Source organism: Pseudoroseomonas sp. WGS1072 (genome assembly GCF_049340465.1).
Taxonomy (GTDB): Bacteria; Pseudomonadota; Alphaproteobacteria; order Acetobacterales; family Acetobacteraceae; genus Pseudoroseomonas.
In genome coordinates, this window is the sequence record NZ_JBMPSU010000001.1 from 3,617,327 (window position 1) to 3,637,869 (window position 20,543).

Below are 20,543 nucleotides of genomic sequence, written 5' to 3' on the forward strand. Positions count from 1 at the left end.
GCTTTCCTCGGCGCCGTCTCGCACCGCGCCGGGCTTATGACGCCCGGTCGTGGCCAGGAGCTACTCGGCGGCGCGCGCCACCTCGGTGGCACGGCCCTGCATCACATCCGCGGCGGCGGCGATCGCCTTGACGATATTGTGGTAGCCGGTGCAGCGGCAGATGTTGCCCTCCAGCCCCTCGCGGATCTCCTGCTCGGACAGGCCATCGGGATGCTTCTTCACCAGGTCGATGGCGCTCATCACCATGCCCGGGGTGCAGAAGCCGCATTGCAGCGCGTGGTGCTCGCGGAAGGCCTCCTGCATCGGATGCAGCGTCCCGTCCGCCGCCGCCAGGCCCTCGATGGTCGTGACCTCGGCGCCGTCGGCCTGAACCGCCAGGATGGTGCAGGACTTCACGCTGTCCCCGCCGATATGCACCACGCAGGCCCCGCACTGGCTGGTGTCGCAGCCGACATGGGTGCCGGTCAGCCGCAGCTTCTCGCGCAGCACCTCGACCAGGAGGGTCCGTCCCTCCACCTCCACCGCATGGGTCTTGCCGTTCACCGTCAGCGTGACATTCGGCATGCCGCCTCTCCCCGTCCGCAATGGCGCCGCGCAGCACGGCGTCCTTGGGATAGGAGGGTCATCCAAGCATGCACGGCCCGTCAAGCGGGGGCTTGCGGGCAAACTGCGTCCGTTCTGACGCAAATGCGAAGCGTTTGCAAGTACTGTCCGGGAAAAAGGGGCCGAGGCCCCTTCTCCCCCCCACCGGCCCCGTCAGGCCGCGGCGGCGACGCTCCGGGCCAGCGGATTGCGGGCCTCCGGCAGGTCGTGCAGATGGCAGGCGGCCCACTGCCCGCCCTCGGTCTGCTTCAGCAGGGGCTCGTCGCTGCGGCAGCGATCGAAGACATAAGGGCAGCGCGTGTGGAAGCGGCAGCCCTTCGGCGGGTTGATCGGGCTCGGCACATCGCCCTTCAGGACGATGCGCTGCCGCCCGGCCCCGGGCTCCGGCACCGGCACGGCGGAGAGCAGCGCCTCGGTATAGGGATGCTTCGGCGCGGCGAAGAGCGAGCGCCGCGGGCCGATCTCGACGATCTTGCCGAGATACATCACCGCCACCCGGTGCGTCATGTGCTCGACGATGGCGAGGTCGTGGCTGATGAAGAGCAGGGCCAGGCCGAGCTCCCGCTGCAGGTCCTGCAACAGGTTGACGATCTGCGCCTTGACCGAGACGTCGAGCGCGGAGACCGCCTCGTCGCAGATGATCAGGTCCGGCTCGCCGGCCAGCGCGCGGGCGATGCAGATGCGTTGCCGCTGGCCGCCGGAGAACTCATGCGGCCAGCGGTTCACCGCGTCGCGCGGGAGGCGCACGGTGTCCATCAGCCTGGCCACCCGCTCATCGAGATCCTTGCCGTCCCGGGCCAGGCCGAAGTTGCGGATCGGCTCGGCCAGCAGGTCCTTCACCCGCATGCGCGGATTGAGGCTGCTGAACGGGTCCTGGAAGACCACGCCGACGCGCCGGCGCACCGGGCGCAGCGCGCTCTGGCTGAGGTCGTCGATGCGCTGGCCGTCCAGCACCACCTGCCCCGCGGTGGGCGGGAACAGGCGCAGCAGCGCCTTGCCGACGGTCGACTTGCCGCAGCCCGATTCACCCACCAGGGAGAGCGTCTCGCCCTTGGCGATGTTGAAGCTGACGCCGTCCACGGCATAGACATGGCCGGTGGTGCCGCCGAAGAAGCCCGCCCGGATCGGGAAGTGCTTCTTGAGGTCGTTCACCTCCAGCAGCGGCCGGCCGCCCCGCTGGGGGGCGCCGTGCTGCGGGTGGGTTCCCATGGTCATGCTCATGCGGCCACGGCCTCCTTCTCCGCGTAGTGGCAGGCCGCGACATGGCGCGGCGCCTTCTCCTCCAGGGCCGGCGCGACCTCGCGGCAAAGCTCCGTCACCTTCGGGCAGCGCCCGGCGAAGACGCAGCCCTGGATCTTCTCCTTGAGGCTGGGCACCAGGCCGGGAATCTCGGCCAGGCGCTCGGTCTCGCCATCCAGCGAGGAGCCGAGCTTCGGCACGGCGCCGAGCAGGCCCTGGGTATAGGGGTGGCGCGGCGTGCGGAAGAGGTCCTCGACCCGCGCCTCCTCCACCTTGCGGCCGGCATACATGACGATGACCCGCTCCGCGACCTCGGCGACGACGCCGAGATCATGGGTGATCAGCACGATGGCGGCACCGACGCGGTGCTTGAGGTCGCGCATCAGGTCGAGGATCTGCGCCTGGATGGTGACGTCGAGCGCGGTGGTCGGCTCGTCGGCGATCAGCAGCTTCGGATTGCAGGCCAGCGCGATGGCGATCATCACGCGCTGCCGCATGCCGCCGGAGAGCTGGTGCGGATACTCCTTCACCCGCTTGTCCGGCGCCGGAATGCCGACAAGCGTCAGCATCTCCACCGCCTTGGCCTCGGCCTCCGATTTGGACAGGCCCTGATGCAGGCGCAGCGCCTCGCCGATCTGCTTGCCAATGCTGAGCACCGGGTTCAGCGAGGTCATCGGCTCCTGGAAGATCATGCTGATCTCGTTGCCGCGGATGGCGCGCATCTCGCGGTCCGAGAGATCGAGCAGGTTGCGTCCGTTGAAGCGGATCTGGCCGGCGATCTTGCCCGGCGGCTCGGGGATGAGCCGCAGGATGGACATCGAGGTGACCGACTTGCCGCAGCCGGATTCGCCCACGATGGCGACGGTCTCGCCGGCCTCGACATGGAAGCTCAGCCCGTCCACCGCGCGGTTCACACCGCCATCGGGGGTGCGGAAATGCGTCTGAAGATTCTCGATCTCGAGCAGAGCCATGGCTTTACACCCGCTTGGCGAGGCGCGGGTCGAGCGAATCCCGCAGGCCATCGCCCAGCAGGTTCACCGCCAGCACGGTGACGGACAGGAAGATGGCAGGAAAGAAGACGATATAGGGCTTCACCTGCCACAGGGCGCGGCCCTCGGCCATGATGTTCCCCCAGGAGGGGATGATCGGCGGCGTCCCGGCGCCGATGAAGGAGAGGATGGCCTCGGTGATCATGGCGCTGGCGCAGATATAGGTCGCCTGCACGGTCATCGGCGCCAGGGTGTTGGGCAGGATGTGGCGCCAGATGATCACCGGCGTGCGCGTGCCGGAGGCAATGGCGGCATCGACATAGGGCTGCTCGCGCAGCGAGAGCACCACGCCGCGCACCAGGCGCGAGACGCGCGGGATCTCGGCGATGGTGATGGCCAGGATGACATTGCCCACCGAGCCGCGAGTCAGCGCCATGAGCGCGATGGCCAGCAGGATCGAGGGGATGGACATCAGCCCGTCCATGATCCGCATGATGATGCTGTCGGCCCAGCGCACGAAGCCGGAGACCAGGCCGATGAACAGGCCGATCACCGAGGCGGCGATGGCCACGCCGAAGCCCACCATCAGCGACACGCGGGTGCCGTAGAGCACGCGGGAATAGACGTCGCGGCCCAGCATGTCGGTGCCGAACCAGGCCGCCGCCGAGGGGTTGCGCGTGCGCATCACCGGCGCCAGCGCCGTCGGGTCCTTGGTCCAGAGCCAGGGCGCGAAGATGGCGACGGCCACCATCAGCAGCAGCAGGAAGCCGCCGATGCCGATGGTCGGATGACGCATGAGGTAGCCGAGGAAGCCCTTGCGCGGCTTCCGGACGGCCATGATGTCCGGCATGGGGGTCGCCGCCGCGACACCCTGCGGGGGCTGTGTGGTGGTGCTCAATACCGGATCCTCGGGTCGAAGAGAGTGTAGCTCAGGTCGATCAGCAGGTTGACCAGCACGTAGACGAAGCTGAACAGCAGGATCACGCCCTGGATCACCGGATAGTCGCGGCGCAGGATGGCGTCCACCGTCAGGCGGCCAAGGCCCGGAATGGCGAAGACGCTCTCCGTCACCACCGCCCCGCCGATCAGCAGCGCGACGCCGATGCCGATGACGGTAACGATCGGCACCGCCGCGTTCTTCAGCGCGTGCAGGAACAGGATGGTGCGCTGCCCCGCGCCCTTGGCGCGCGCGGTGCGGATGTAGTCCTGCTGCAGCACCTCGAGCATGGTGGCGCGCGTGATGCGGGCGATCAGGGCGATATAGACGCCGCCGAGCGCGATCGAGGGCAGGACCAGGTTGCGGAACCAGGGCCCGAAGCCTTCCGAGAAGGGCGTGTAACCCTGCACCGGGAACCAGTCGAGCTGCAGCGCGAAGTAGTAGGCCAGCAGATAGCCGACGACGAAGACCGGGACCGAGAAGCCGAGCACGGCGAAGGCCATCACCAGGCGGTCGATCCAGGAGCCGTGCTTCCACGCGGCGACGACGCCCATCGGCACGGCGATGACGACGGCCAGCACCAGCGTCACCACCATCAGCGACAGCGTCGGCTCGATGCGCTGCGCGATCATGCGCGTCACCGGCAGGTTGGTGAAGATGGAGACCCCGAGGTCGCCCTGCAGGATGCGGAACACCCATTCACCGAACCGCACCAGGAAGGGGCGGTCGAGGCCGAGGCTCTGGCGGATCCGCTCCACATCGGCCGGCGTGGCCTGGTCACCCGCAATGACCGCCGCCGGATCGCCGGGGGCGATGTAGAGCAGGCTGAAGACAAACAGGGCGACGATCGCCATCACGGGGATGGTCGCCAGGACACGTCGGACGATGTAGGCGAACATGTTCTCTGATCAGCTCTTGGTGACGCCCCAGAAGAACGGGATCGGTGCCTTGACGACACCGGACACGTTCTTCCGCCAGGCCTGGTAGGACATGAAGAAGCCCGTCGGCGCGTAGAGGCCGAACTTCATGGCTTCGGTGTTCAGCTTGTCGATGGCCGCCTTCTCGGCCGCGGGGTCGGCCGCCGCGAACCATTCGTCGCGATAGGCCTCGACCTGGTCGTCCTTCGGCCAGCCGAACCAGGCGCCATCGCCATTGGCGCGGATGGCGCTATAGGCGGCCGGGTTGAGGCAGTCGGCGCCGGCGTGCCAGGTGTGGAAGATGTGCCAGCCGCCCTGGCTCGGCGGGTTCTTCATGGCGCGCCGGCTGCCCACCGTGCCCCAGTCCGTGGCGACGAAATCGACGTTCATGCCGATCCGCTTCAGCAGATCGGCCGTGACATCACCGAAGGCCTTGGTGATCGGCTGGTCCTGCGCCACCAGGACGGTGATCGGCTCGCCCTTGTAGCCGGCCTCGGCCAGCAGCTTCTTCGCGCCCTCATAGTCGCGCTTGCCCTTCAGGATGTCGCCGCCCGCCTCGGTGTAGAGCGGCGTGCCGGGCGTGAAGAAGCCGGCCATCGACTTCCACAGCTCCTGCTCGTCCCCCACCAGGGCGCGCATGTAGTCCTCCTGGCTCAGCGCCATCAGGATGGCGCGGCGCGCGCGGACGTCATTGAAGGGCGCGTGCAGGTGGTTCATGCGGAAGCTGCCGACATTGCCCAGCGGATCGGCGATGTCCACATTGATGTTGCGGTTGCGCCTGAGCAGGGGCACCAGGTCGGCGATCGGGTTCTCCCACCAGTCCACCTCGCCGTTCTGCAGCGCGGCCACGGCGGTCGCCGGGTCGGGCATGATCACCCATTCCACGCGGTCCACCATCACCCGCTTGCCGCCCGCCATCCAGTCGGGTGCCTCATCGCGCGGCACATAGCCTTCGAACTTGGCGAAGACCGCCTTGGCGCCGGGAACCCATTCCTCGCGCACGAAGCGGAACGGGCCCGAGCCGACGAACTCCGTGATCTGCTGGAAGGGATCGGTCTTCGCGATCCGTTCCGGCATGACGAAGCTGCAGGGCGAATTGTTCTTCGCCAGGGCCAGCAGCATCTTCGGGTAGGGCTTCTTCAGCGACCAGCGGAAGGTCGCGTCGTCCACCGCGACCAGCTCGTTCTGGATGGCGCGGATCATCTGGCCCATCGGGTCGCGCACCGCCCAGCGGTTCAGGCTGGCCACCGCATCCTTGGCCAGCACGGGCGCGCCGTCATGGAACTTCAGGCCCTGGCGCAGCTTGAAGGTCCAGGTGAGGCCATCGGCGGAGACCTCCTCGGCCTCCACCATCTGCCGCCGCGGCTCCAGCTTGGCATCGAGCCCGTAGAGCGTGTCCCAGACCAGCATGCCGGCGTTGCGGACGACGTACTGGGTGCCCCAGATCGGATCGAAGTTGGCCAGGTTGGCCTGCGGCACGAAGCGCAGCGTGCGCGCCGCCGCGCCCTGCGCCAGGGCCGGCGCCGGCAGGATACCCGCCGCCGGCGTCACCGCGGCCGCGCCGGCGGCGAGCTTCAGGAAAGACCTGCGTTCCATGATTGTCACCCCATCGATCTCCCAGCATGCGACCGGACCGGCCGCTTCCCCGTTGCCTGCCCACGGCCGGCTCGCCGGGGATACTGGGGGCGCACCAGCACATACCGTGCCACCCCCGCCGCCGCCCCGCTAGGATTTCTCGATGTTCCAGAAAACCGTGGAGGGGGAACGGCTGACGCCGCGCACGTTGCGCCGCCAGACCGAAGGCTGCCAGTAGAAGCCGAGCGGGACATAAGGAATGCTGAGCATGGCCTGGGCATTCAGCGCGTCCCCGATGCGCCTGGCCTCGGCCGGATCGGGCGCGCGCAGCCACGCCGCGCGCAGCCGCTCGATCTCCGGGTCGTCCGGCCAGCCGAACCATGCATCCTTGCCATTGGCCCGCAGCATCAGGTGGATCGGCGGCATGTTCAAGGAGTTGCCGGAGGAGGTGGTGTGGAACACGTTCCAGCCGCCCCGCTCCACCGGCTCGCGCGAGGCGCGGCGCTGGCCGAGCGTGCCCCAGTCGACCGAGACCAGTTCCACATTCATGCCGAGGCGCCGCAGCAGGTCGGCGGTGACCAGGGACAGCGCGTTGATCTGCGGATAATCGCCAGGCGCTACCAGCACCACCTTCTCGCCGGCATAGCCCGCCGCCTTCAGCGCGGCGCGCGCCTTCTCCACATCGTGCGTCTTCAGGATCTCGCTGCCGGCCTCGCTTTCCAGCGGCGAGCCGCAGGTGAACACGCCCGGGCAGACGCCCCAGCCCTCCGGCGCCTCTCCGGCGACGGCGCGCAGATAGTCGCGCTGGTCCACCGCCATGGCGACGGCGCGCCGGATCTCCACCTTGTCGAAGGGCGGATGCAGGTGATTGAGCCGCATGCAGCCGTAGGTTCCCTCCGTCAGCCTCTGCTCGACGACGAGGTCACGATTGGCGCGCATCACAGGCAGCAGGTCGTGCAGCGGATACTCCCAGTAGTCCTGCTCGCCGGTCTGCATGGCGCCGGCGGCGGTCGCGGGATCGCTGATCACCGTCCATTCGACGCGGTCCAGCTTCGGCACCTTGGCGCCGGCCAGCCCGTCCGGGGCATCCTGGCGCGGGGCATAGCGGTCGAAGCGTGTCCAGACCGACCTCTGCCCGGGGTTCCATTCCTCCGGCAGGAAGCGGAAGGGGCCGGAGCCGACGGCCTCGCGGATCTGGGTGAAAGCGTCCACCTGCGCCAGCCGCTCGGGCATGATGAAGGCGGGGGACGGGCTCTTGCCGAGCGCCAGGGCCAGGAAGGGGAACGGCTCCTTCAGCCGGAAGACGAGCCGCCGGTCGTCGAGCGGCTCCAGCGCGTCGACGGCACGCCACAGCACCTGACCGAAGGGGTCGCGCCTGGCCCAGCGGGTGATGGAGGCGGTGCAGTCGCGGGCCCGCACCGGCTCGCCGTCGTGGAAGAACAGGCCTTCGCGCAAGGTGAAGGTCCAGCGCCGGCCGTCATCCTCCACCAGCCAGCCTTCCGCCATCTGCGGTTGTGGCTCGGTCCGGGAATTCACCGCCGTCAGCGTGTCATAGACCAGATAGCCGTGGTTCAGCGTCACCACCGCCGTGGTCCAGAACGGATCGAGGCTGGTGAGATTGGCCTGCGGGATCACCCGCAGCACCTTGGCCGCGCCCTGCGCCAGGGTCGGACGGGCGAGGGCGGCGGCGGAGAGGCCGAGGCCGGCGCCCAGGAGATCGCGGCGGAGCATGGTTCCTCCGGCGCTCAACGGCGGATCGTCGCGGGCGGGCGTTCAAGGAGGATGGGCATGTGCGGGCACGCCGCACGAGCAGCACCAAGGCTGTGTCGGTTCATCTGGATGGTCTCCCGAAGATGGGCTGCCAGGCTTGGCGCCTGGTCTTGGCCCGTCATGCGCTCCTTCGGGGATTGGATCAGTCCCGCGCCTCAGGGGCAAGTGAGGAGCGGCAAAAAAGAGCGGCCCGGCGGGTGCCGGGCCCCTCCCAGGGGATCAAGTCGTGGATCAGTCGTGGATCAAGTCGTGGATCAGCCGCGCTGCACGTTCCAGAACATGGGCAGCCCCTTCAGCACGCCGCTCAGGTTGCGGCGATAGGCCCAGGCCTGGAAGTACTGGCCGCAGGGCAGGTAGGGCACGTCCTGCTGCAGGGCCTGCAACTGAATGTCGCGCGCGATCGCCTGCTGCGCGGCAAGGTCGGGTGCCTCGAACCAGGCGTTGCGAAGCTCCTCCAGGCGCGGCGCGGTGGGCCAGCCGAACCAGGCCGCCTGGCCGTGGCCGCGCAGCGCCTGCTGCACGCCCGGATTGGCCATGTCGACACCCGCCCAGAAGGTGAAGAACATGCTCCAGCCGCCCTTCTCGGGGGCCTCCTTGCTGGCGCGCCGCTGCACCACGGTGCCCCAGTCGGTCGAGACGAAATCGACGTTCATGCCGCATTTCTGCAGCATGTCGTGCCCGACCATGGCCAGGGCGTGAAGCGAGGGGAAATCGGTGGCGGCGATCAGCACCACCTTCTCGCCCTTGTAGCCGGCGGCGGCGAGGTCGCGCTTGACCTTGTCATAGTCGCGCGGGCTGGTCAGCGCCTCCATCCCGGCATCGTTGGCCAGCGGCGTCTCGGGCGTGAAGATGCCCACGCCCTCCCGCCAGAGGCTCCTGTCGGTGCCGATGACGGCCGTCATGTAGTCCGCCTGGCTGACGGCGCCGAGCAACGCGCGGCGGATCGCCGGATTGTCGAAGGGCGGGTGCAGATGGTTGAACCGCGCCATGCCCATCAGCCCGGTCGGGTCCTGGATCTCCATGGTCAGGTTGCGGTTGCGCCGCAGCAGCTCCTGCAGGTCGCCCGGCGGCTGCTCCCACCAGTCGGCCTCGCCGTTCTGCATGGCATTGGCTGCCGTGGCGGCATCCGGCATGACGTTCCACTCGACGCGGTCGAAATGCACGCGCTTCGGGCCGGCCGTCCAGGTCGGCGTGCCCTCGGGGCGCGGCACGTAGTCGGCGAAGCGTTCATAGACGATGCGGGCGCCCGGCACGCGCTCATCGGCCTTGTAGCGGAACGGCCCGCTGCCGATCATCTCCTTCACCGGCACGGCGGGATCGGTCTGCGCCAGCCGCTCGGGCATGATGAAGCAGACCGGGGTGGCCGGCTTGCCCAGCGCCTCGAACATCAGCGGGAAGGCCCGCTTGAGCCGCCACAGGATGGTCCTGTCATCCGGCGCGGAAAGCTCGTCCACCACCGTCATCATGACCTGGCCCAGCGCGTCGCGCTTCGCCCAGCGCTGGATGGAGGCGACGCAGTCGCGCGCCCGCACCGGCGCGCCGTCATGGAACTTCAGCCCCTCGCGCAGCGTCATGGTGACGCGGCGGCCCTCATCCTCGACCACATGCCCCTGCACCATCTGCGGCTGCGGCCTGTAGTCCTGGTCGAAGCCGTAGAGCGTGTCCCAGACCATGTAGCCGTGGTTGCGGCTGACATAGGCGGTGGTCACGATCGGGTCGGCCACCGCCAGATCGGCCTGGGGGATGAACTTCAGCACCCGGGCGGCGCTGCCCTGGGCGACCGCGAAGCGCGGCAGGGCCGTGGCGGCCCCCATGGCGGCGATGCCGGCGGCACCACCCAGCATCTGGCGTCGGAACATGTTCGGTCGATCTCCCGCAGCGGTCGGCCTGCTCTCAGGAGGGGGAGGGAAGCCGAGTGCACCTCCCGGCGCAAGAGGCCATCGCGCCCCGCCCCTCCCCCACCCCCCCTTGGCAGCCGGGGCGGGCGCGGCCTAATGCCCCGCTTTATGCCGCCCGATGCGCCCCCCGATGCGTCCCCTGGCGCAACCCGAGCCTCCGCGTCCCGCGGCCCGGGTGCCCTGCCCGGCCAGATACTGCGCTTCGGCCTGGTCGGCGGCCTGGGCGTGCTGGTCGACACCGCGGTGCTCTATGCCGCCCTCTGGCTGGGCGCCGGACTCTATGGCGGCCGTCTGCTCTCCTACCTGGCCGCGGCCAGCGGCAACTGGGCGCTGAACCGGATCTGGACCTTCCGCGGGGCCTCCCGGGACCGGCCGGGGCGGCAATGGCTGCTCTTCCTGCTGGTCAATCTGGTGGGCTTCGCCCTGAACTACGGCACCTACGCGCTGCTGATCGGGCAATGGCCGCCGGCCGCCGCGCACCCCGTGCTGGGCGTGGCCGCGGGCGCCCTGGCCGGGATGGCCGGCAACTTCCTGCTCAGCCGCCAGCTCGTCTTCCGATGAAGGGGCCGGCGGGACGTATCTCTTTTTCCGCACGGCCGAGCGTTTCTTGTCCGCCGCCTGTCCCATCCTTCTCTCCCGGCCGGAGCGAACCAGAGGGCTTTCAGAGCCACGCCGGAGCCACGTGCCACCTGGAGAAGACATGCACAAGCAGTCATACAACTCATCGTGCAATGCCTTGATCCGCTGTGCTAGAAGCACCGTGACTGGGAAAGGCCGCGCCAGGCACGCCCTTTTACCCGATGACTGAAGCCTTCCAGCGCCGGCCCGTCGCCCAAGGGCGGTGCCGGGGACGATGCCAAGGAGCAAGCGGCACATGCCGACGAGACTATCCGGAATCGAAACGGCGTTTGCATCCTGGTGGGAGTTGGCGGCGTTGACTGGCCGAGACTGCACGGAGAGGTTGTATTGATGTTCCGAGCTCCACGCCTTCCAGGTGCAGAGAAGCCGGGCGATACGCCCCTGACCCGCGCGATCGAGACCTGCCGGAAGGAGTTCCTGGCGGTCGGTCTGTTCAGCGGCGTGGTCAATCTGCTGCAGCTGACCGTGTCGATCTACATGATGCAGGTCTTCGACCGGGTGCTGGCCACCCGCAGCCTGGACACGCTCTACTTCCTCACCGCCATCGCCGTCGCCGCCCTTCTGCTGCTGGCGGTGCTGGAGGCGGTGCGGAGCCGGGTGATGCAGCGCGCCGCGACCTGGATCGAGAGCCGCGTGGCGCCGGAGGGCTTCGAGCGGGCGCTGGAGGCGCAGCTGCGTGGCCGCCCCTACCGCATGGAGGCGCTGCGCGATCTCGGCTTCTGCCGTTCCTGGCTGGCCTCGCCCGGCGCGCTGGCGGTCTATGACGTGCCCTGGGTGCCGATCTATCTCGGCGCCATCTTCCTGCTGCATCCGGTGATGGGCTTCATCGCCCTGGGCGGCGCGGTGCTGCTCTTCCTGCTCACCCTGTTCAACGAGTATTCCACCTCCTCCCTGCTGAAGCAGGCGAACACGTCGATGATGGCCAGCCAGCGCCGCGCCGACGCCATCGCCCGCAATGCCGAGGTGATCGACAGCATGGGCATGGCGCCCGCCGTCATGCACCGCTGGCGCCAGGGCGTGGCCGAGACGGTGGGGCCGCAGGAGAAGGCGGCCGACCGCGCCGCCCTGCTGCTCTCCACGACCAAGTTCCTGCGCCTCGCGGTGCAGCTCGCCATCCTCGGCGTCGGCGCCTATCTGGTGCTGCAGCAGCAGCTCACCGCCGGCGCCTCGATCGCCGGCTCGATCATCATGGGCCGCGCCCTGGCCCCGGTGGAGCAGCTGATCGGCGGCTGGAAGGGGCTGGTGCAGGCGCGCCAGGCCCTGAAGCGGGTCACCGCCTTCCTCTCCCTGCCGCGCATCCGTCCGCCGGGCCTGGCGCTGCCGGAACCCTCCGGCCGCATCCAGGCCGAGCGCGTCGCCTATGGCCTGCCCGGGCAGAACGCGGCCATCATCAAGGGTGTCTCCTTCGGTCTCGATGCCGGTGAGAGCCTGGCCATCATCGGCCCCTCCGCCGCCGGCAAGACGACGCTGATCCGCCTGCTGATCGGCACGCTGGCGCCCAATTCCGGCACGGTCCGCATGGACGGGGCCGATGTCTACACCTGGAAGCGCGAGGATTTCGGGCGCCATGTCGGCTACCTGCCGCAGGATGTCGAGCTGTTCGACGGCACGGTCTTCCAGAACATCGCCCGCATGGCCGAGGCCGAGCCGGAGGCGGTCTTCGCCGCCGCCCAGCTCGCCGGCTGCCACGAGATGATCCTGCGCCTGCCACAGGGCTACGACACCGAGATCGGCGAGGGAGGGCAGCATCTCTCCGGCGGCCAGCGGCAGATGATCGGCCTGGCGCGGGCCCTCTTCGGTCGGCCCAAGCTGGTGGTGCTGGACGAGCCCAACTCCAACCTGGACGGCGATTCCGAGGCGGCCCTGCAGCGCGCCATCAATGCCCTGAAGGCCCAGGGCACCACCGTGATCCTGGTCTCGCACCGGCCGGCGCTGGTGCAGGGCGTGGACAAGGTGATGCTGTTGAAGGACGGCGCCATCGAGCTCTTCGGCCCGCGCGCCGAGGTGCTGAAGCGGATCATGACGCCCCGCGCCGCGCCGCCCGCCGCCCCGGCCGAGGTCACCGCCGCCGCCGCTCCCCCCCGCCTGGCCCCCGGAGGCGCCGCATGAGTGTCACGACCCTTCCCCCCGCCGGTCCCCCCGCCGGGGGCGGCCCCGGCGCCCTCGCGCCGCGCCCGGGCAACCTGCCGCCGCTGCGGCCGGACCCGCTGCTCGACGCGCCCCGCCCCCGCACGCGCGGCACGCTGCTCTTCGGCCTGGTGGTGACGCTGGTCTTCGTCGGCGGCTTCACCGCCTGGTCCACCCTGGCGCCTTTGGCCGAGGCGGCGATCGCCCCGGGCCAGATCCGCAGCGAGGGCAATCGCCGCACCATCCAGCATCTCGAGGGCGGCATCGTCCGCGAGATCCTGGCGCGCGACGGCGACAGCGTGAAGGCCGGCCAGGTGCTGATGCGCCTCGACGACGTGCAGGCCGGCGCCACGCTGGAGACGCTGCGGGCGCAGCGCTGGGCGCTGCTGGCGCAGGAGGCCCGCCTCGCCGCCGAGGCGCGCGGCGCCAGCGAGATCGCCTTCCCCGCCGACCTGCGGGACAGCACCGACCCGCGCGCGCTGGAGGTGATGACCGGCCAGCGGACGCTGTTCGCCGCCCGGCAGACCAGCCTGAACAGCCAGCTCCAGGTGCTGGAGGCCCGCATCGCCCAGCACGAGGCGACCGCCAGCTCCGCCCATGGCCAGATCGCCAGCCAGCAGCGCCAGCTCGCGCTGATCCGGCGCGAGGAGGAGGATGTGCAGACCCTGGTCCGGCAGGGGCTGGAGCGCATGCCGCGCCTGCTCGCGCTGCAGCGCAATGTCGCCTCCCTCGAGGGCAACATGGTCGATCTGCGCGGCCAGGTGGAGCGCGCCGCGGCCTCCGCCGAGGAGGCGCGCAACCAGATGCGGCAGACCCGCGACCAGCGCCTGGCCGAGGTCTCGACCGAGGCGCGCGAGGTGCGCACGCGCCTCAACGAGGCCGAGGACAAGCTGCGCGCCGCCCGCGATGTCGCCACCCGGCGCGAGATCGTGGCGCCGGAGGACGGCACCATCCTCGGCAGCAAGTTCTTCAACCTGGGCGCCGTGGTCCGCCCCGGCGAGCCGGTGATGGAGCTGGTGCCGGCGCATGACCGGCTGGTGGCCGAGGTGCAGCTCTCGCCGAGCGATATCGACGTGGTCTATCCCGGCCTTCAGGCGGAGGTCCGCCTGCCCGCCTTCAAGCAGCGGCTGGTGCCCTATCTGCACGGCCACGTCACCTATGTCGCCGGCGACGTGACGATGGATGAGCGGACCCGCGCCAGCCATTACCGTGTGCAGGTTCTGATCGATGCCGACCAGCTCACCAAGCTGGAGAATGTCGAGCTGAAGGCCGGCATGCCGGTCGAGGCGCAGATCCAGACCGGCAGCCGCAGCTTCTTCCACTACATGCTGCAGCCGGTCTTCGACAGCTTCCACCGCGCCTTCCGCGAGCAGTAGCCCCGGCGCCGGCCGGGCGGCGGCACCGCCCGGCTGGCCCCGGCCACCGCTTTCCGCTAGAGCGACCCATGTCCGCCCGGCGCCCGCGCGAGAGCCGCGGTGTCGGGCGGCCCCGCCCGCAGACCAGGAGACGCCCATGACCGACACCTCCGCCCTCTTCGCCGACGGCATCATGGAGGCCAGCGTGCATCACGGCGTCGCCCGCCTGACCCTGGCGCAGACCGGCCAGGACGGGAAGCCGGTGCCCTGCGGCCAGCTGGCGATCCCGGTGGTGCAGCTGCCGGCCTTCGCCAACGGTGTCCTGGCCCTGCTGAAGCAGATCGACAGCCGGGTGAAGCAGGCCCAGCAGGCGCAGCAATCCTCCGCCGATGCGCCGGCCGAGGCACCCCAGCAGGTTCCGGGCTCCTTCCGCTTCTCCGGCTGACGCCTCGGCGATGGGCGGGCGCGCGCTCGCCTGCATCCTGGCCTGCGCCGTCTCGCTGCTCGCCGTGCCGGCCCAGGTCAAAGAGGGCCGGGCCAAAGAGGGCCAAACCGCCGGCTGGGCCACGGTGCCCGGCCCGGCCTCCGGCCCGGTGGCGGTCCATGGAGCGCACGGCCTGGGCTGCCTCGCGGGCGCCGAGGCCCTGCCGCCGGAGGGCTCGGGCTGGCAGGCGGTGCGGCTGTCCCGCAACCGGATCTGGGGACATCCCGATCTGATCGCGGCCCTGCGCGGCCTCGCCGGCCAGGCCCGGGCCGCCGGCCTGCCGGACCTGCTGATCGGCGATCTCGGCCAGCCGCGCGGCGGCCCGATGCCCTGGGGCCATGCCAGCCATCAGATCGGCCTCGATGCCGATGTCTGGCTCGATCTGCGCCCGCGCCCGCCCCTCTCCCGCCAGGCCCGGGAGGCGATCGAGGTGCCTTCGGTCGTGCGGCCGGACGGCCTCGCGGTCGATCCGGCCCGCTTCACCGGCGCGCATGCGCTGTTGCTCAGGCTCGCGGCCGGACAGCCGGGGGTGGACCGGATCTTTGTCCACCCGGCGATCAAGCAGGCGCTCTGCCAGGCCCATCCCGGCGCCGGCTGGCTGCGGCGTATCCGCCCCTGGCGCGGGCACGATTCCCATATCCATATCCGCCTGCGCTGCCCGGCGGATCAGCCCGGCTGCCGGGATCAGGCGCCGCCGCCGCCCGGAGATGGCTGCGACGCCAGCCTGGCCTGGTGGTTCACGTCCGAGGCACGGCAGCCGCCGGCGCCGCCCGCCGCCCCGCCACCGGCGGTCCCATCGCTGCCCGCTGCCTGTGCCGCGGTCCTGGCGGCGCCCTGAGCCACGGCGCGCAGCCTCACCCCCGCAGGCGCAGGGCCAGCACCGGATCGTCCGTGGCCATCAGGTCGAGGCCCAGGCCCAGGGCCTTCTGGATGCTCTCGGCGTGATTGGCGCCCCAGGCGCCCAGCCGCAGCCCGGCACCGCGCAGGCGGCCGACCAGCTCGGCATCCAGCGCCTCGATCTCGGTCTCCACCATCCCGAGGCCATGGGTGCGGGCGACGGCGATGACACCGCCGGCGCCGATCTGCCGCAGCAGGCCGCGGCCGAACAGCCAGGCCACGCCGGCCAGGCCGCCGGCGCCCTCCGCCGCCGCCGCCAGCTCGGCGTCGAAGGCGATGATCTGGCACTGGCCGCGGATGCCCGCTGCCTCCAGCACCGCCAGGGAGCCCTCCAGCAGGGGCGCCTGCTGCCCCCGCGCCGGGGTCTTCAGCTCCACCTGCAACCGCGTGTCACGGCCACGGAACAACGCCGCCACCGCCGCCAGGCTCGGGATGCAGCCACCGCCCGCGCCGCGCAACCGGATGCGTTCCAGCCGGGCCGCCGGCTGCCCCGCGACCGGGCCGCTGGCCTCGCTCATGCGATCCAGCGTCGCGTCGTGGAACACCATCGGCACGCCATCGGCGCTCAGCTGCACGTCGCACTCGGCCAGGTCCACCGGAAGCAGGAGCGTGTTGCGGAAGGCTTCCAGGCTGTTCTCGGGCCACAGGAAGGCGCCCCCGCGATGGCTGGCGATCTCGGTTCCTTGCATCGTTCGTTCCGATTCGGGCATGTTTGGGCGAGGCTCGCCGGGTCTGGATGCTGGCGGAATCGCCGGAGGCCATTTAAAGTCGAATAAACTTCTGCGCGAGGTCCTAACATGCCCCTTCTACTGGTTGCCCATGACCAGGCGGCCGACGGAGCCCTGGCGCTGGAGGATGCGGTCTGGCAGCTGGCGGAGTCTCATCTGACGCTGCCCGGCTCCCTGCTGGTGGAGACCGCCGTCTCGCCCCGCTACCTGAACGAGCACCTGTTGGGCGCCATGCGGCGCGCCGACCTTCAGGGCACGCTGCTTGTCGTTCCGGTGGCCGCGCCGAGCTGGAGCGGCCTCTCGCCCGAGGCCGAGGAATGGATCCGCGCCCGGCTGCCCTGAGACTGTGCGCCCGGCACGGGCGGGAAGGAAAGCGGCATGAAAAGGCTGATCCGCAAGGCGGAGCGAGGGGCATGGTGGCGCGCTGGCCTTGCCCTGGCGGCGTTGCTCGGCCTGGGAGGCGGCCCCTCGGCGGCGCAGCAGACCGAACCCATCCAGCTCAAGATCGTGGGTGGCCTGGCCGGCGTCTCGCAATACACCCGCTACGAGCAGCCCTTCTGGCAGAAGCGCGTGCCGGAGCTGACCGGCGGCCGCGTCGCCGCGGAGATCGCGCCCTTCGACCGCGCCGGCTTTCGCGCCGAGGAGATGCTGCCGCTGATGCGCCTCGGCGTGGTGAGCTTCGGCACGGCGCTGGTCGCCATTGTCTCCAGCGAGGAGCCGGAGTTCAACGCCGTCGATCTGCCGGCGCTCAACCCGGATATCGAGAAGCTCCGCGAGACCATCCGCCTCTACCGTCCGCATCTGCGGGAGCTGCTGGCCGAGCGCTACGGCATCGAGCTGCTCTCCATCTACACCTATCCGGCGCAGGTGACATGGTGCAGCCGCGCCTTCTCCGGCCTGGCCGATCTCGCCGGCCGCCGCGTCCGCACCTCCTCGGTCGGTCAGGCCGAGGTCTTCGAGGCGCTCGGCGCCACCTCCGTCGTCATTCCCTTCGCCGACATCGTCACCGCCATGAAGGCCGGCGTGGTGGAATGCGCCGTGACCGGCACGCTCTCGGGCAACACCATCGGCCTGCAGGATGTGACCACGCATGTGCACAGCATGGCGCTGACCTGGGGCGTCTCCATCTTCGGCGCCAATGCGGAAGCCTGGAAGGCGCTGCCCCAGTCGGTGCGCGACAGCCTGCGCCAGGGCCTCGGGGAACTCGAGACGGCGATCTGGGACGGCGCGGCGAAGGAGACCGGCGAGGGCCTGGCCTGCAGCGCCGGCCTGCCGGGTTGCAGCACGGGCCGCAAGGGCAGCATGACGGTGGTTCCGGTGACGCCGGCGGACAATGAGCGGCGGCGCCAGTTGCTGGTGAACACCGTGCTGCCGCGCTGGGTCGATCGCTGCGGCAGCGACTGCGCGGCCGCCTGGAACAGGTATCTGGGACCGGCGAACGGCATCATGGTCCGCGAGGACTGAGATGCAGCAGTTCCGGCGCATCCGCCTCGCCATCCTGCTGGCCGCCGTGGCACTGCTGCTGGGACAATGGTTCACCACTTCCCTCCTGGTCGGCCGCACGCGCGAGGCGGCGATGTCCGCCTCCGCCGACACGGTGCTGCGGGTGGCGCGCTCGGTGGAGGCCTCGGTGAACCGCAGCCTGGTGCAGGTGGACGCCATGCTGACCGGCCTACCGTCGATCCTGACGCCGCTGGCCAGCGGCGGGCGGCTCGACGCCAATCTGGCCAACCGCGTCCTGCGCGAGCTGAACAACCAGAACTTCACCTTCCGCGACGTGCTGCTGATCGGCGCCGACGGCATGCCGGTGGCCACCGGCCTGCCCGTCTCGCGCCGCCGCCCGCTGCCCTTCTCCATCGACACCGCCTTCTTCGAGGGGGGCGGGCGGGCCGGCGGCGTGCTGATCGCCGGGCCGATCCGCAACCCGGCGACCAGCGAGTGGTCGCTGTTCATGGCGCGCCGCATCCGCCTGCCGGACCTCGGCTCCCTGCTCGCCGTGGCGGAGCTGCCGGTGCCGGTGATGATCAACCTGCTGGCCGCCAGCGGCGGCGACGGCAGCAATCTCCGCCTGACCCTGGAGCGGGATGACGGCACGCTGATGGCGAGCCTGCCGCATGACGAGCCGCGCATCGGCACCCTGCTCTCGCCGACCTCGCTGGAGCGGTTGCAGGAGGCCAGCAGCGGCGTGCTGATGGAGACCGCGAGCCGCTTCGAAGGCGTCCCGGTCATCGCCGCGGTCCGCCCCCTGCTCTATTCGTCCCTCACCGTCTCGGCCAGCCTGAAGCTGAGCGACGCGCTGGCGGAATGGGAGAAGGAGCGCTTCCGCGCGCTCATTATCTCCATCGCCTTCGCGGCGCTGGTGGGCGCCCTGGCGGCGGCGCTGATCCTGGCCATGCGGCAGCGGGAGAAGGTGGAGGCCGAGCGCAATCGCTGGCGCGCCATGCTGGAGAACGCGCTCGACAGCATGACCGACGGCTTCGTCATGTGGGACGCCAACGACCGGCTGGTGGCCTGCAACGCCCGCTACAAGGATTTCTACCGGGTCAGCGCCTCGGTCATCGAACCGGGCGCGCATTTCGACGACATCATGCGGGAAGGCTTCCTCCGCGGGCAGTATCCCCAGGCCGGCGACGACCTCGATGCCTTCCTGCAGGACATGCGCCGCTGGCACCGGGGCGACAGCCCCCCCATGGAGCGCCTGCTGCCCGATGGGCGCTGGGTGCTGGTGACCGAGCGGGCCACGCCGGGCGGTGGCACCGTCGGCATCCGCACCGACATCACCGCCATGAAGCGCACCATGGAGGACCTCGCCGTGGCGCGCGACCAGGCGGCCGCGGCCGGCGAGGCCAAGACGCAGTTCCTGGCGCGGATGAGCCACGAGCTGCGCACGCCGCTGAACGGCATCCTCGGCTTCGCGCAGGTGCTGCTCAACGATCCCCGGCTGGTGCCGGAGCAGCGCGAGCAGCTGCGGACCCTGCACGAGGCGGCGCGCCACCTGCTCGAGCTGGTGAACGGCCTGCTCGACCTGTCGAAGATCGCGGCCGGCCGGCTGGAGCTGCACCCGGAGCCGGCCGAGCTGCCCCTGCTGCTGGAGCGCAGCGCGGCGCTGCTGGGGCCGGAGATCCAGCGCAAGGGGCTGCGCTTCATCCTGGACGTCGCCTCGGGGACGCCGCACTTCGTCATGGTGGATCCGACCCGCCTGCGCCAGCTGGTGCTGAACCTGCTGTCCAACGCGGTGAAGTTCACGCCGACCGGCGGCCAGGTGACGCTGCGCGCGCGGGCCGCCTGCGAGGGCGAGGGCATCCGGCTCGAGGTCGAGGACACCGGCCCGGGCGTGCCGCAGGAGCAGCGGCATCTGCTGTTCCGCGACTTCGTGCAACTGGCGACGCCGGGCGCCGGCACCGCCGAGATGGGCACCGGGACCGGCCTCGGCCTTTCCATCGCGGCCCAGCTCGCGCAGCTGATGGGCGGCACGATCGGCTGCGACAGCGAGCCCGGGCACGGCGCGCGCTTCTGGGTCGAGCTGCCCTTGCCCTCCACCCTGCCCATCGCCCTGACCGGCCAGGACATGCGCGCGGCACCCCCCCCGCCCTCCCCCAATCCCTTGCAGATCCTGGTGGTGGACGATGTTCCGGCGAACCGGCTGGTGGCCCGGGCCATGCTGACCAGCGCCGGCCACCACGTCACCTGCGTCGAGGACGGCTCGGTCGCGGTGGCGGCGGTGCAGCAGACCGCCTTCGACCTGGTGCTGATGGACCTGCAGATGCCGGTGATGGACGGACTGGAGGCGACGCGCCGCATCCGCGCCCTGCCGCCGCCGCGCGGCCGCGTTCCGGTGGTGGCGGTGACGGCCTCGGCCATGCCGGAGCAGGTGGAGGCCTGTCGCGCGGCCGGCATGGACGGCCACCTGCCGAAACCCATCGATCGCGACGTGCTGCTGCGGCTGGTGCGGCAGTATGCGCTGCGGGGCGCGGCCGCGCTGGAGCCCGCCGCGCCGGCCGCGGCCGCGCCGCCCTCCGCCGCCGTGCTCGATCTCGAGGCCGCCGAGGCGCTGGCCTCGGATCTGGGCGCCGCGGCGCCGGCGGTGCTGCAGGAATTCCTGGACGAGCTGGAACGCGGCGCCGAGTTGCTGGACGGGCTGGGCGCGCGGCCGGAGGCGGAGGAGAGCCGCCTCGCGGCGCACCGCCTCCTCGGCGTCGCGCGCACCATCGGCGCCCAGGCCCTGGCGCAATGCCTCGAGACGCTGCAGGCCGAGGCCCGCCACGGGACGCCCTCGCCCGCAGCCGCCGATGCCGCCCGGCGGGCCCTGGCCGAGGCGTTGCCCCTGCTGCGCGGCTGGATCACCCGGCAGGCCACGGAGGCCCGCGCCGCCTCGGACTGAGGGC

The 20,543-nt window shown here is 70.7% G+C and carries 17 protein-coding genes; 8 read left to right on the top strand and 9 right to left on the bottom strand.

Going from position 1 to position 20,543, the window contains the following annotated elements:
• Positions 1 to 60: 60 nt before the first annotated feature.
• From ACF3NH_RS16980 to ACF3NH_RS17015, 8 genes are all read right to left on the bottom strand, one after another.
• Positions 61 to 564 (bottom strand): (2Fe-2S)-binding protein, encoded by a 504-nt coding sequence (locus ACF3NH_RS16980; RefSeq protein ID WP_198364757.1) that lies wholly within the window; start codon positions 562 to 564, stop codon positions 61 to 63.
• A 192-nt stretch (positions 565 to 756) separates the two neighbouring features.
• Positions 757 to 1,824, bottom strand: a complete 1,068-nt coding sequence (locus tag ACF3NH_RS16985) for an ABC transporter ATP-binding protein (RefSeq protein WP_198364756.1) — start codon at positions 1,822 to 1,824, stop codon at positions 757 to 759.
• Positions 1,821 to 2,813, bottom strand: a complete 993-nt coding sequence (locus ACF3NH_RS16990; RefSeq protein ID WP_198364755.1) for an ABC transporter ATP-binding protein — start codon at positions 2,811 to 2,813, stop codon at positions 1,821 to 1,823. The genes ACF3NH_RS16985 and ACF3NH_RS16990 overlap by 4 nt, the downstream gene beginning before the upstream one ends.
• Positions 2,814 to 2,817: 4 nt before the next feature.
• On the bottom strand, positions 2,818 to 3,729 hold the full coding sequence (locus tag ACF3NH_RS16995; RefSeq protein WP_422924363.1) for an ABC transporter permease: 912 nt from the start codon (positions 3,727 to 3,729) through the stop codon (positions 2,818 to 2,820).
• The gene (locus ACF3NH_RS17000; protein WP_198364754.1) at positions 3,726 to 4,667 is read right to left on the bottom strand and encodes an ABC transporter permease; all 942 of its coding nucleotides are present in this window, start codon (positions 4,665 to 4,667) and stop codon (positions 3,726 to 3,728) included. Before ACF3NH_RS17000 ends, ACF3NH_RS16995 begins: the two co-directional genes overlap by 4 nt.
• Positions 4,668 to 4,676: 9 nt before the next feature.
• Positions 4,677 to 6,281, bottom strand: a complete 1,605-nt coding sequence (locus tag ACF3NH_RS17005; RefSeq protein WP_198364753.1) for an ABC transporter substrate-binding protein — start codon at positions 6,279 to 6,281, stop codon at positions 4,677 to 4,679.
• A 129-nt stretch (positions 6,282 to 6,410) separates the two neighbouring features.
• Positions 6,411 to 7,991 (bottom strand): ABC transporter substrate-binding protein, encoded by a 1,581-nt coding sequence (locus ACF3NH_RS17010; protein ID WP_422924366.1) that lies wholly within the window; start codon positions 7,989 to 7,991, stop codon positions 6,411 to 6,413.
• A 293-nt stretch (positions 7,992 to 8,284) separates the two neighbouring features.
• Complete coding sequence (locus ACF3NH_RS17015) at positions 8,285 to 9,889, bottom strand: ABC transporter substrate-binding protein (RefSeq protein WP_422924368.1); 1,605 nt, start codon at positions 9,887 to 9,889, stop codon at positions 8,285 to 8,287.
• Positions 9,890 to 10,024: 135 nt separating this feature from the next.
• On the opposite strand from ACF3NH_RS17015, the gene ACF3NH_RS17020 reads away from it, so the two are divergent.
• From ACF3NH_RS17020 to mepA, 5 genes are all read left to right on the top strand, one after another.
• Positions 10,025 to 10,489, top strand: a complete 465-nt coding sequence (locus ACF3NH_RS17020; RefSeq protein WP_422924370.1) for a GtrA family protein — start codon at positions 10,025 to 10,027, stop codon at positions 10,487 to 10,489.
• 408 nt (positions 10,490 to 10,897) lie between these two features.
• Positions 10,898 to 12,676: a type I secretion system permease/ATPase gene (locus tag ACF3NH_RS17025; RefSeq protein WP_198364749.1), complete on the top strand. Its 1,779-nt coding sequence runs from the start codon at positions 10,898 to 10,900 to the stop codon at positions 12,674 to 12,676.
• The gene (locus tag ACF3NH_RS17030) at positions 12,673 to 14,070 is read left to right on the top strand and encodes an HlyD family type I secretion periplasmic adaptor subunit (protein WP_198364748.1); all 1,398 of its coding nucleotides are present in this window, start codon (positions 12,673 to 12,675) and stop codon (positions 14,068 to 14,070) included. The genes ACF3NH_RS17025 and ACF3NH_RS17030 overlap by 4 nt, the downstream gene beginning before the upstream one ends.
• A 136-nt stretch (positions 14,071 to 14,206) precedes the next feature.
• On the top strand, positions 14,207 to 14,494 hold the full coding sequence (locus tag ACF3NH_RS17035; RefSeq protein WP_198364747.1) for a hypothetical protein: 288 nt from the start codon (positions 14,207 to 14,209) through the stop codon (positions 14,492 to 14,494).
• Between the two features lie 10 nt (positions 14,495 to 14,504).
• On the top strand, positions 14,505 to 15,371 hold the full coding sequence (gene mepA, locus ACF3NH_RS17040; RefSeq protein ID WP_198364746.1) for a penicillin-insensitive murein endopeptidase: 867 nt from the start codon (positions 14,505 to 14,507) through the stop codon (positions 15,369 to 15,371).
• A 16-nt stretch (positions 15,372 to 15,387) separates the two neighbouring features.
• Here mepA and ACF3NH_RS17045 read toward each other — a convergent pair whose 3' ends face one another.
• Positions 15,388 to 16,119, bottom strand: coding sequence for a glycerophosphodiester phosphodiesterase (locus tag ACF3NH_RS17045; protein ID WP_198364745.1), 732 nt, complete (start codon positions 16,117 to 16,119; stop codon positions 15,388 to 15,390).
• Between the two features lie 108 nt (positions 16,120 to 16,227).
• Here ACF3NH_RS17045 and ACF3NH_RS17050 point away from each other — a divergent pair, with 108 nt between their 5' ends.
• From ACF3NH_RS17050 to ACF3NH_RS17060, 3 genes are read left to right on the top strand one after another with little or no spacing between them, the layout of a single operon-like run.
• On the top strand, positions 16,228 to 16,500 hold the full coding sequence (locus tag ACF3NH_RS17050) for a hypothetical protein (protein WP_198364744.1): 273 nt from the start codon (positions 16,228 to 16,230) through the stop codon (positions 16,498 to 16,500).
• A 36-nt stretch (positions 16,501 to 16,536) separates the two neighbouring features.
• Entirely contained in the window at positions 16,537 to 17,622 is a 1,086-nt protein-coding gene (locus ACF3NH_RS17055) for a TRAP transporter substrate-binding protein (protein WP_422924373.1), read from the top strand.
• Between the two features lies 1 nt (position 17,623).
• Entirely contained in the window at positions 17,624 to 20,539 is a 2,916-nt protein-coding gene (locus ACF3NH_RS17060) for an ATP-binding protein (RefSeq protein WP_422924375.1), read from the top strand.
• Positions 20,540 to 20,543 lie beyond the last annotated feature (4 nt).